This window comes from Burkholderia sp. AU39826 (assembly GCF_020419965.1).
Classification (GTDB): Bacteria; Pseudomonadota; Gammaproteobacteria; order Burkholderiales; family Burkholderiaceae; genus Burkholderia; species Burkholderia semiarida.
The window spans coordinates 315,131-327,832 of sequence record NZ_JAIZQG010000002.1; the positions used below are offsets into that span (position 1 = coordinate 315,131).

6 protein-coding genes are annotated in these 12,702 nt (G+C 65.7%); all 6 read right to left on the bottom strand.

Annotation, left to right across the window (positions count from 1 at the left end; genetic code table 11):
- Positions 1–708: 708 nt before the first annotated feature.
- The 6 genes from LGM42_RS06270 to LGM42_RS06295 all read right to left on the bottom strand — a co-directional run bounded on the left by LGM42_RS06270 (position 709) and on the right by LGM42_RS06295 (position 12,644).
- Complete coding sequence (locus LGM42_RS06270; RefSeq protein WP_226231816.1) at positions 709–3,876, bottom strand: multidrug efflux RND transporter permease subunit; 3,168 nt, start codon at positions 3,874–3,876, stop codon at positions 709–711.
- Between the two features lie 46 nt (positions 3,877–3,922).
- Positions 3,923–5,566 (bottom strand): ABC transporter ATP-binding protein, encoded by a 1,644-nt coding sequence (locus LGM42_RS06275; RefSeq protein ID WP_059583403.1) that lies wholly within the window; start codon positions 5,564–5,566, stop codon positions 3,923–3,925.
- Entirely contained in the window at positions 5,563–6,678 is a 1,116-nt protein-coding gene (locus tag LGM42_RS06280; RefSeq protein ID WP_059645838.1) for an ABC transporter permease, read from the bottom strand. The genes LGM42_RS06275 and LGM42_RS06280 overlap by 4 nt, the downstream gene beginning before the upstream one ends.
- The gene (locus LGM42_RS06285; protein WP_059645841.1) at positions 6,632–7,684 is read right to left on the bottom strand and encodes a microcin C ABC transporter permease YejB; all 1,053 of its coding nucleotides are present in this window, start codon (positions 7,682–7,684) and stop codon (positions 6,632–6,634) included. The genes LGM42_RS06280 and LGM42_RS06285 overlap by 47 nt, the downstream gene beginning before the upstream one ends.
- A gap of 13 nt (positions 7,685–7,697) precedes the next feature.
- Positions 7,698–9,578, bottom strand: coding sequence for an extracellular solute-binding protein (locus LGM42_RS06290; protein ID WP_226231817.1), 1,881 nt, complete (start codon positions 9,576–9,578; stop codon positions 7,698–7,700).
- A gap of 240 nt (positions 9,579–9,818) precedes the next feature.
- Entirely contained in the window at positions 9,819–12,644 is a 2,826-nt protein-coding gene (locus LGM42_RS06295) for a TonB-dependent receptor (protein WP_226231818.1), read from the bottom strand.
- Positions 12,645–12,702: the final 58 nt, after the last annotated feature.

Here is a 12,702-nt window from a genome sequence, read left to right on the forward strand (position 1 = left end):
GCCTTTAAATAGCGCTGCCCCGCTTTCCTGATTCATCACCTGGCGATCGCAACCATTCCGTTCGCCCGCTCATTTATTTCAACGTTATTTCTTCTACTGCCACGCCGAATGAACTTGAAGTACAAGAAACGGCATCCCTATTGAGTTAGGAAACCTAATTACATGATTCGATCTTTCCGCGCATCGAACGGCTGCAAAAAAGCTGCACCCTGGAACATTCGCACCATGGCGCCTCGTCAATTAGCGCGTACGCGTTGCCAGGAAAGGCAGCCGCTCGTTGAATGACTGCCTTACGCCTTCACTTCGAAAGCCTTAATACACGGAATCTTCATTACCGTTCACTACCAAAGTTTTATGTTGGACGCGAACATAGCAGGACAGAATCTATGCGTCAAAAAATATTTGATGCCACATAACTTTGTTTAGGTGCATTGAGCGCACTCGGTTGGTGCCGAATGAAAGCGATATGGTTCACCAGCCGATACCGTTGTCTTGTCTTCCTTGTTCGGCTGCTTTTCACCCCCTCGCGAATGCGCCGCAATGGAGCACACGGCCGGTACTCGTCAGCCAAAACTTTTTTGTTTAGCAAAGAGCGGGCACTCATCCTGAGAACAGATCGGACTCTTGATGGAGCAGCCCTTCGCGCACGTGCGCGGCGTCGCGCACCGGCGAGTTGACAGCCTTCGTGTGGAACACCCGTCGCCACCATCAATCGGTCTCCAGATTCCCGGGCGTTTCCACGCGCTGCGCGTCGCGCTTCGTCACCGCCGCATGCCGCCCGCGCCGGCCTATGGACACGACTACCCGAAACGCCACCGGCGCGAACACCAGCCCGAACACTGTCGCCGCCAGCACGCCCCCGAACGCGCCGGTTCCGATCGAACGCCGGCTTTCCGCACCCGCGCCAGTCGCCAGCACCAACGGCACGACGCCGAGCAGAAACGCCATCGACGTCATCACGATCGGCCGAAACCGCGCAGCCGCCGCCTCGACCACCGCCTGCCGCAGCGGCACGCCGCGCCCGACGAGCTCACGCGCGAACTGCACGATCAGAATTGCATTCTTCGCCGACAACCCGATCACGGTAATCATCCCGACCTTGAAGTACACGTCGTTCGGCATCCCGCGCGCGAGCGCCGCCGCCAATGCCCCGACAATGCCGAGCGGCACGATCGTCAGCACCGACAACGGAATCGTCCAGCTTTCGTACAGCGCGGCAAGCGCCATGAACACCGCGAGCACCGACAACCCGACCAGCAGCGGCGTCTGCCGCGCGGCGATCCGCTCCTCGCGCGCCGCGTCCACCCAGTCGTAGCCGATCCCGGCCGGCAGCATCGCGGCAAGCCGTTCCATCTCCGCCATCGCCGCGCCCGAACTGGTGTGGGTCGCCGCCCGGCCGCTGACGTCGAGCGACGGATAGCCGTCGTAGCGATTCAGCATCACGGGGCCGACCGTCCAGTGCGGCGCGGCGATGGCCGACAGCGGCACCATGTCCCCCGTGCGGTTGGGCACCGTCAGCGCCATCAGTTGCGCGTCGGTCGCGCGTGCGGCCGGATCTGCCTCGATGATCACGCGGCGCATCCGGCCCGACGCCGGAAAATCGTTGATGTAGTTCGAGCCGAACGTACCGCCGAGCAGCCCCGCGATACGCTCGAACGGCACGCCAAGCGCATACGCCTTCGCGCGATCGACGTCGAGCTCGATGCGCGGCGCATCGGGCAAGTCCTCGAAATGCACGGACGCGAGCGCCGGGTCCGCCTTCGCGCGCGCGGCCATCTGCTCGCGAGCGGCCTTCAGCGTGTCGAGCCCGACCCCGCCACGATCCTCGAGACGGAACGTGAAGCCGTCCGCGTGACCGAGGCCGGGCACCGATGGCGGCAGCGTCGCTTGTACGTCGCCGTCGAGAATCCCGTCGAAGCGCCGGTTGAGGCGATCACGCAACGTCATCGCATCGACGTCGCGCTGCGTCCAGTCCTTCAACTCGACGAATGCCATCGCGACGTTCTGTCCGCTGCCCGCGAAACTCCAGCCGATCACGCTCGTCACGTTCGCGACGGCCCGCTCCGCGCGCAGAATCGCCTCGACGCGCTGGACGACCGCCACCGTGCGCGCCTGCGTCGCGCCAGCCGGCAACTGGATCATCACCTGCAGTTGCCCCTGGTCTTCGGTCGGCAGGAAGCCGCCCGGCATCATCCAGGACAGCAGCCCGCACACGGCCACGAGTGCGGCATAGAGGCCCGCGACCGTGCCCGTGCGGCGTACCGCCGACACGGTCACGCGCCGATAGCCGGCCTCGGCCTGCGCGAACGCGACGCCGAAACGGTCGGCCAGGCGCCCGCCGAGGCCGCGTCGCGGCACGTGGGCGCCTTCGCGACGGCCGACCGGTTTCAGCAGATTCGCGCACAGCGCCGGCGTGAGCGACAGCGCCATGAACGACGACACGAGCATCGACGCGATCATCGACACCGCGAACTGCCGGTAAATGCCGCCGACGCTGCCCGGGAAGAACGCCATCGGCACGAACACGGCCGTCAGCACCGCCGTCACGCCGACGATCGCCCCGCCGATCCGCTTCATCGCGAGGCGCGTCGCCTCGCGCGGCGACACGCCCTCCTCCATCACGCGGTGCACGCTCTCGACCACGACGATCGCATCGTCGACGAGAATGCCGATCGCCAGCACGAGGCCGAACATCGTGAACACGTTGATCGACAGCCCGAACGCCCACATCGCGACGAACGCGCCCATCAGCGTGACGGGAATCACGACGGTCGGCACGAGCGTGTAGCGCAGCTCGCGCAGGAACAGCCACATCACGCAGAACACCAGCACGACGGCCTCGACGAGCGTCAGCACGACTTCCCGAAGGGCGATCGTCACGAAATGCGCGCCGTCGAATGGAATCTCGACCGCGACGCCCGGCGGCAGCGTCTTCGACAGCTCGGCAAGCCGCGCCCGAATCGCGTTCGACGTCTGGAGCGCGTTGCCGCGCGGGCCGAGCTGGATCCCGACGGTAGCCGCCGGGCGGCCGTTCAGCCGGGAATAGAACGAATAGTCGTCGCGGCCGATTTCGACGCGGGCGACGTCGGCGACACGCACCACCGAACCGTCCTGCTTCGACTTCAGCACGATCCGGCCGAACTCCTCCGGCGACGTCAGCTGCCCCTTGACGACGATCGTCGCGGTGAGCTGCTGGCCGCGCTCGAACGGCGCATCGCCGATCGCGCCGGCCGTGACCGTCGCGTTCTGCACGCCGATCGCGGCGATCACGTCGTCGGCGCCGAGGTCGTATTCGCGCAACTTGTTCGGATCGAGCCAGACCCGCAGCGCCTCGTCGGCGTCCCACAGCTGGGCCGCGCCGACGCCCGGCGCGCGCTTCAGTTCGCGCAGCACGTAACGGTTCAGATAGTCGCCGAGCTGGGCGGAGTCGCGCGTGCCGTCGGTCGACGTCAGCGTGACGAGCATCAGGAACGTGTTGGCGGCCTTGAACACGCCGATGCCCTGCTGCACGACCTGCTGCGGCAGCCGCGGCTCGACCTGCTTCAGCCGGTTGTTGACGTCGACGAGCGCGATGTCCGGATCCGTGCCGGGCGCGAACGTCACGTCGATCTCGAGATTGCCGTGACCGTCGCTGCTCGTTTCGTAGTACTGCAGCCCGTCGGCGCCGTCGAGGCTTTCCTCGATGATGCTGCCGACGGCGCCGTCGACCGTCTCGGTCGACGCGCCCGGATAGGCCGCCGTGATCACGACGCGTGGCGGCGCAAGGCGCGGATACTGCGCGACCGGCAATTGCGGAATGGCGAGCACGCCCGCGACGACGATCGCGAGCGCGACGATCCACGCAAACACCGGGCGGTCGATGAAGAACGACGGCATCGGCGTGCGTCAGCGAACGGTGCGGGCGCGCCGCGCCCGCTTGACGTCAATCATCCGCGTCCCCTTCCCGCTGCCGCGGCCCCGGTTCCGGCGCGAGCATCGACGACGCGAGCAGCGCCTGCGTATACGGGTGGGACGGCGCGTGCAACACGTCGAGCGTATCGCCCTCCTCGACCACACGCCCCGCCTTCATCACGATGACCCGATGGGCCATCGCACGCATCACCGCGAGATCGTGCGTGATGAACAGATAGCTCAGTTCATACTTCTTTTGCAGATTCGTCAGCAGATTCAGCACCTGCTTCTGGATCGACACGTCGAGTGCGCTCGTCGGCTCGTCCAGCACCAGCAACTCAGGCTCCACCGCCAGCGCGCGCGCGATCGCGATGCGCTGGCGCTGGCCGCCGGAAAATTCGTGTGGATAGCGAAGCATTGCCTCGGCCGGCAGGCCGACCTCCTGCAGCAAGGCGGCGACGCGCGCGCGCCGCGCGGCGCCGGCCACCGTCGGCCGGTGCACGGCGAGCCCCTCGCCGACGATCTGCTCGACCGTCATGCGCGGCGACAGCGAGCCGAACGGATCCTGGAACACGACCTGCATGCGGCCGTACAGCGCGCGCCGGCCGCGTGTCGTGCGCAGCGACGCCAGCGGCATGCCGTCGATCTCGATGCCGCCCGACGCCGGCCGCTGCAGGCCGAGCACGGCTGCCGCCAGCGTCGATTTCCCCGACCCCGATTCGCCGACGATCCCGAGCGTCTCGCCGCGCCGCAGGCTCAGCTTCACGTCGTGCACGGCCCGGAACGCCGTCTTGCCGAACGCCGCGCGCCAACCCTTCGCCGCGATGCGGTAATCGACGGCAAGCTGCTGGACATCGAGGATCGTCCGCGCGTCGGCCGCGACCGGCTCGACCGCGCGTTGCGGCGCGCTGTCGAGCAGCCGGCGCGTGTACGCGTGCCGCGGCGCGGCGAACAGCGCGCCGGTCGTGTTCGTCTCGACGAGCACGCCCCGCTCCATCACGGCCACGCGCTGCGCGAAGCGCCGCACGAGATTCAGGTCGTGCGTGATCAGCAGCACGGCCATCCCGCGCGCGGCGGCCTCCTGCTCCTGCAGCTCGATCAGCAGGTCGACGATCTGCTGGCGCACCGTCACGTCGAGCGCCGTCGTCGGCTCGTCCGCGAGCAACAGCCGCGGCCGGCACGCGAGCGCCATCGCGATCATCGCGCGCTGCCGCTGGCCGCCCGACAACTGGTGCGGAAAACTGTCGATGCGCCGTTCCGGCTCCGGAATCCCGGTGCGCCGCAGCAGTGCGATGCCGCGCTCGCGCGCGTCGCCCGCTCGCAGCCCCTCGTGCAGCCGCAGGCTCTCGGCGATCTGCTTGCCGATCGTATACAACGGGTTGAGTGCCGTCATCGGCTCCTGGAACACCATCGCGATATCGGCGCCGCGGATGCCGCGCATCTGCTGCTCGGTCTTCGCGAGCAGATCCTCGCCGTCGAACAGCATCTGGCCCGACAGCGTCGCCTGCTGCGCGAGCCGCAGAATCGACAGCGCCGTCACGCTCTTGCCCGAGCCCGACTCGCCGACGAGCGCCACGCGCTCGCCGCGCGCGACCGCGAGGTCAAGGTCCTGCACGGCGGCTTTCGCGCCGAAGTGCGCGGAGAACTGGCGGATCTCCAACAATGGCGTCGTCATCGTTGCTCCCCGCCGAAGGCCGAGCCGCGCGCGCGCATGTCGAGCGCGTTGCGCAGCGCGTCGCCCATGAACGTAAGCAGCAGCAGCGTGACGACCAGCGCCGAGAACGCGGAGATCGAGATCCACCACGCGTCGAGGTAGTTCTTGCCTTCCTGCAGCAGCTCGCCGAGGCTCGGCGTCGGCGGCTGCACGCCGAGGCCGAGGAAGTCGAGGCTTGTCAGCGACAGGATCGCCGCGCTCATCCGGAACGGCAGGAACGTGATCACCGGCGTCAGGCTGTTCGGCAGCACGTGCCGCCACATGATCTGCCAGTTCGACAGCCCCATCGTGCGCGCGGCCTTCACGTAGTCGAGCGCGCGGTTGCGCAGGAACTCCGCGCGCACGTAGTCGGACAGCACGAGCCAGCCGAACATCGACAGCAGGATGAACAGCAGCCACAGCGACGGTTCGAAGATCGACGCGAAGATGATCAGCAGGTACAGGTCGGGCAGCGCGCTCCAGATCTCGATCAGGCGTTGCCCGACGAGATCGGTACGTCCACCGTGGAAGCCCTGCAGCGCGCCCGTCAGCACGCCGATCGCGACGCCCGAGACCGTCAGCGCGAACGCCATCAGCACCGACAGCCGAAATCCGTACAGTAGCCGCGCGAGCACGTCGCGGCCGAACTGGTCGGTGCCGAGCCAGTTGCTCGCGGACGGCGGCGCCGGGTACGGCCGCGACGCGAAATAATCGATCGTGTCGTAGCGGTAGCGGTTCGGCGGGTAGATCGCGAAGTTGCCGTGCGACTCGATCTTCGCGCGGATGTACGGATCGAGATAGTTGGTCTTCGCCGGGAAATCGCCGCCGAACTGCGTCTCCGGATAGTCCTTCACGATCGGGAAATAGAGGTGCCCGTCATAGCGCACCACGAGCGGCCGGTCGTTCGACAATCCGTCGGCCAGCAGGCTGAGTGCGAACAGCGTGGCAAAGATCACGAGGCTCCAGTAGCCGAGCCGCTGCGCGCGAAACCGCAGCCACGTGCGTCGCCACGGCGACGGCGACGCCGCGCATGCGACGGCGGCCGGATCAGTGGTCCAGGCGGCTGAACTGGATACGGGGGTCGACGAGGACATAGCAGATATCCGCGATAAGCTTGGTCAGCAGACCGATCAGGGTGAACAGGAACAGCGAGCCGAGCACGACCGGATAGTCGCGGCGGATCACCGAGTCGTACGACAGTTGCCCCATCCCGTCGAGCGAGAACAGCGTCTCGATCAGCAGGTTGCCGTTCAGGAACGCGCCGACGAATGCCGCCGGCAGCCCGGTGAGCAGCGGAATCGCCGCATTGCGCAGCACGTGCTTCCACAACACGTCGCGCTCCGGCGCGCCCTTCGCGCGCGCGGTCAGCACGTATTGCCGGCCGATTTCCTCGAGGAACGTGTTCTTCGTGAGAATCGTGACGATCGCGAAATTGCCGACGACCGACGCGGTAACCGGCATCGCGATGTGCCACAGATAGTCGAGGATCTGGCCGATCAGCGTCAGGTCGTCGAAGTTGTCCGACGTGAGCCCGCGCATCGGGAACACCTGCCAGAACGTGCCGCCGCCGAACAGCATCAGCAGCAGCACGCCGAGTACGAAGCCCGGCACGGCGTAGCCGGTCAGCACCAGCACGCTCGTCACGGTGTCGAACCGCGAGCCGTTGCGCACCGCCTTCGCGATGCCGAGCGGCACCGACACGAGATACGTGAGAATCACCGTCCACAGCCCGAGCGTGATCGACACCGGCAACTTCGAGCGGATCACCGCCCATACGCTGCGGTGCGCGAAATAGGATTGCCCGAGGTCGAACGTCGCGTAGCTTTTCAGCATCAGCGCGTAGCGTTCGAGCGGCGGCTTGTCGAAACCGAACTGCTTGCGGATCTGCTCGATCTGCTGCGGATCGACACCCTGGCTGCCGTGGTAGCCGCCCCCGCCTCCGCCCGCGTCGCCTCCACGCGCGCTGCCGTGGCGCAACTGCGCGAGCACTTGCTCCACCGGGCCACCCGGCACGAACTGCGTGACCGCGAATGTGATCGTCACGACGCCGATCAGCGTCGGAATCATCAGCAGCAGCCGCCTCACTATGTATGCCAGCATCGTTGCTCCCCCGTCAGGCCGCCGGAGCGGGTTGTGGTCGTGCGGCCGGCTTCTTCACGTACCAGTAGTCGACGATCCAGTCCTCGTACTGATAGGAAGCCGGCACGACCGCCGGATGGCCGAGCGTCGTCTTGTATGCGATCCGCGCGTTCGGCAGGTAGTACTGCGGGACCAGCACGTACAGGTTGATCAGCACGCGGTCGAGGGCGTGCGTGGCCGTCTCGAGATCGTCGAGCGTATCTGCCGCGAGCGCCGCGCGGATCAGCGCGTCGACGGCCTTCGACTTCACGCCCGGATAGTTCTCCGAGCCGGGCTGCGAGGCGGCCGCGCTGCCGAAGCGGCGCGTCAGCTCCGCGCCGGGGATCGTCACGGGCGAGTAGATATACGTCGTCATGTCGTACTCGAAATTGTCGAGCCGCTTCTGGTGGAGCGCGCTGTCGATCTCGTGCAGGTACGCATGGATGCCGAGCGTCGCGAGCGCCTGCGTGTACGGCAGGATCAGACGATCCATGCCGGGCTCGTCGTCGATGATCTCGATCGTCATCGGCGTGCCGTTCGCGTCGCGCAGCGCACCGTCGCGATAGTGCCAGCCGGCCTGCGCGAGCAGGTCGCGCGCTTGCCTGAGGTTCGCGCGCAGCGAGCCGGGCGGCAGCGTCGACGGCTGTTTGACCATCGGGCCGAACACCTCCGGCGGCAACGTCGAGCGGAACGGCTCCAGCAATGCGAGTTCCTTCGCGCTCGGCATGCCGGATGCCGCGAACGGGCTCGCGTCCCAGAAGCTGTTGGTGCGGCGATACTGCCCGTAGAACATCATCCGGCTCATCCAGTCGAAGTCGAATGCCAGCGCGAGCGCATGCCGCACGCGTACGTCCTGGAACATCGGCTTGCGCAGGTTCATCAGGAAACCCTGCATCTGCGCGGGGCCGTCCGGGAATTCACCCTTCTTCAGCAGCCCGTTGCGGAAATTCTTGCCGACGTACTTGCGCGCCCACTGCGTCGAGCTGTACTCCACCCGCGCGTCCACGTCGCCGGCCTTGAACGCCTCGAGCGCCGTGTACTGGTCGAGGTACAGCTTGAACGACACGCGTGCGAAGCGGAACATCCCGCGCCGCGACGGCAGGTTCGCGGCCCAGTAGTGCGGGTTGCGCACGTACGTGATCTGCTTGTCGTTCCTGCGCTGCTCGATCAGGTACGCGCCGCTCGCGATCGGCGGCACGTTCGCGATCTGGTCGAACGGCGGCCGCGTACCGTCCGCGCGCTGCCCCCACTTCGGCGAGAACACCGGCAAGTCGCCCGCGATCAGCGCCGCGTCGCGCTCCGCGTGCTGGAATTCGAAGCGGATCACGTTCCGGTCGACCACCACCGCGCGCTTGATGATGGAGAACTGCGCGTTGTAGATCGGCGACGCCTGCGGGCTCGTCAGCGTGTCGAACGAATACTTGACGTCCGCCGCGGTGATCGCGTCGCCGTTCGAGAAGCGCGCGGCCGGATTGATGTGGAACGTGGCCGACAGCCCGTCGGGCGCCACCTCGACGTCGTCGGCGATCAGCGCGTATTCGGACGCGAGCTCGTCCCAGCTGCGCTGCATCAGCGTGTCGAACATCAGGTTCTTGATGTCCGGCGCGGGCGAGCCGCGCACGAGGAACGGGTTCAGCGAGTCGTAGCTCTGCGCTTGGTCGTAGTTTTCGAAATTGAGCGTGCCGGTGTCCGGCGCGTCGGGATCGGCATAATCGAAATGCGCGAAATTGGTCGGGTACTTCGGCTGATCGTATTGCGCAATCGCCGACACCGCCAGCGCCGCACGTGGCATGGCGCTACCCGACACGAGCAGCACGACGCATGCGAACAGCGCCGCGCGCGGCACGCCTGTCCATCGCCATTTCAACAGTTTCATGGTCGGTCTGTCCGAAAGCGTGCGGGCGTGATGCCTGCGCGCGGTAGATGCCGGTGCAGGATGCCGCGTGCCACCTGCATCCCACTGGTTGTTCGTGCTGAAAACGCGCCTGCGAACTGCATCGCCGCACGTCCCGGTTGCAGGCCGTCGTGGCGCCAGGCGAAAAAGGGCCGCTCCAAAAAATGGGGAGGTGGACGTGGAGCGGCCGGTCTAAAGCCCATCCGTGCATCGCAATCGGCATCAGAACTTGTAGGTCGCGCCAACCTGCGCGAATCGACCGACATACGTGTACAGCGACGTGTCGTAGCCCGTCTGGTAGCTCGCGTTCATGAAAACCGGGTCGAACGGCGGCGCACGATTGAAGATGTTGTCGATGCCCGCGTAGATCGTCCAATGCTTGAAGCCGGTGTAGCTGACCATCAGGTTGAACTGGCTGTACGACGCCACGCTGTCCTGCATGTTCGGATATTGGCCCGGCGACAGGATGGCCTGGCTGTACGGTCCCGTGAACATCCACGTCAACGTCGCGTTCCATTGGTTGTGGTAGTTCCAGTTCAGACTCGTGTTGCCCTTCCAGCGCGGGAAGCTGCCGCCGAACGGCTCGTTCAGCGAACCGTTGTTGCCCGCGAAGTCGGTCGTCTCGCCGCCCACCGGCATCTTGAAGTGCCACACGTAGGCCCAGTCGCCCGACAGCGTGAAGGTACCGATCTTGGTCGACACCGATTGGCGGAAGGTGGTCTCGAAGCCGTCCGTATCGAGCGACGACAGGTTCATGTACGGCAGCACGACATACGCGATCGAACCATTCGGATTACGGATCACCTTCGACGGATCGTTCTGGTCGACCACCGTCTGGATGTCTTCCGTGCCGATCACGTTGTCGATGTGGATCTTGTACCAGTCGAAGCCGAAATCGGTATTGCGGGTAGGCGACAGCTGGAAGCCGATGTTGTAGTTCTTGGTCCGCTCAGGCTGCAGCTTGCTGTTACCGGCCTGCACTTCCTCGACGAGGTTGTATGCGTTCGGATTGTTAGGATCGTTCGAATCGACCGCACCCTGCGCGCCGTAGGTCCTCGACGAAGTGTTTTCGATCAGCGTCGGCGCGCGGAAGCCCCGGTTGTACGAACCGTACATCGTCAGCTCGCGGATCGGCTGGAAGCGCAACGCGAAGCGCGGCGAAAACGCGCCACCGAAGTCGCTGTAGTGGTCGTAGCGTCCCGACTGGCTGAACGTCAGGTTCTTCAGGATGGGAATGTCGATCTGGTAGTAGACCGCCGCGACGTTGCGCTCGCCGTTGACCGATTGCAGCGCCGGCTGGATGAGCGTGCCGTTCGCGTAGTCCGCGCCCGTCCCGATGTATTGGCTCTGGTGCGTGAATTGCGTACCGAGACCCAGGCCGACGTTACCCGTGGGCAACGTGAACAGGTTCGGCGTCGACAGCGTCGCATCGACGGCGTCGAGCTTCGTGATGGCCTGCGTCGACGTGCTTCCGTACAGCCCGTTCAACCCGTTCGGTGTCGACGATGGATTCGCGAAGTTGAATACGCCGTTCTGGACGATATTTTCGAGCGCGGCCGCGTTGATCAGGTTCGAATAGTTGTTCGACACCGTGTTCTGCGAATGCGTGTAGGACGCCGTCCAGTCCCAGTCACCCACGCGCGGCGTGCTGAACGATCCTTTCACACCCGTCGCGGCACGCCAGAAGTTGGAGCTCGTATGCACGGCCTGCGTGGCCGGGAATGCATAGACCAGCTTGGCCGGCACGCCAAACGGGTTATACGGGTTGCTGCCCGGCACGAGGTTCGAAATCGGGTTGAGACCGCCCGTCGCCGGATCATAGGTCTGCGTGCTGTTGCCGAGGCGGCCGACGAAGTTGTTCGTGACCGTCGTATTGTTGCTTTCCCAGAGATCGGCGAACGCCTGCATCGCGTCGCTGATCTTGAAGTCGGCGTGCACCTTCGCGCTCAGGCGTTCAGTCCACGGTGACAGCGACGATGCGTACGCGGTGTTGTTTGCGCAGACCGTTCCGGGACCGTTGACCTGCGCGACGGAGGTGCCCGGCACGGCCTGACCGCCGTTCGGACACGGGCTCAGCGGCACCTTCGCGCCGGTGGCCGGATTGCGCCAGTACGACACGCTCTGGTTCGACACGCCGCCCGGGAAATTGGAGAAATCCTGGTTCTGCGTCATGTCGCGATCGGCGATCGAGATGCCGTTCGACTTGTAGTAGCTGAGCGCCGCCGTCACGTTGAAGCGGTCGGCGTTCAGGTCGCCGAAGCCGCCGAGGATGCTGAACTTCGTCGTGCCCTGGCCGCCTTCACCGTTCGTCGCACCGCCGTAGCTGCCTCCCAGCTCGAGACCCTGGAAGTTTTTCTTCGTGATGATGTTCACCACGCCCGCGATTGCGTCGGAACCATACTGAGACACCGCGCCTGTCTTGACGATTTCGATTCGGTCGATGATGTTCAGCGGCAGCGTGTTCAGGTCGAAAAACTGATCGCTGCCGTTCACCGCGAACGCATACGGTGACACCCGCATGCCGTCGATCAGCACCAGCGTGTACTTCTCGCTGAGGCCGCGCAATGCGATGCCTGCGCCGCCCGGCGCGAAGCTGTTCGTCGTCCCTTCGCTCCAACTGCTTGCCGAATTCGCCGAGGTGCTGCGCAGGTAGTCGGCGACGCTGGTGTGGCCGCTGTTCTCGATGTCCTTGCTCGTGATGGTCTGAACCTGGTTGAAGCCGACCTTGTCGGCCTGCCGGATCAGCGAACCCGTCACTTCGAACCGCTTGATCTGCGCGACCTTGCCCTGTCCGTTCGCGCCGGGAGCGGCCGGCGTCGCCTCGGCTGCCGCACCGGATGCCGCGGCGCCCGTGGCGGCGACAGCGCCCGCCGTACCGTTCGCCTGCGCGACGGTCACGGGTGCGCCATTCGCGACCGCATCCGCGATCGATGCGACGCCTGGCGCCGGCTGGCTCTGGGCAAACGCCGGCGGCACCAGCGCGGCCGTCAGCGCCAGTTCCGCCCAGACTATCCTCTTGATGGCCAACGCCAATACTCTCTGCTTCATCTCGTTCCCTCTCGCTCGTAGTAAGACCCCACCTGCTGTACGCCGGAACCTTGTGAAT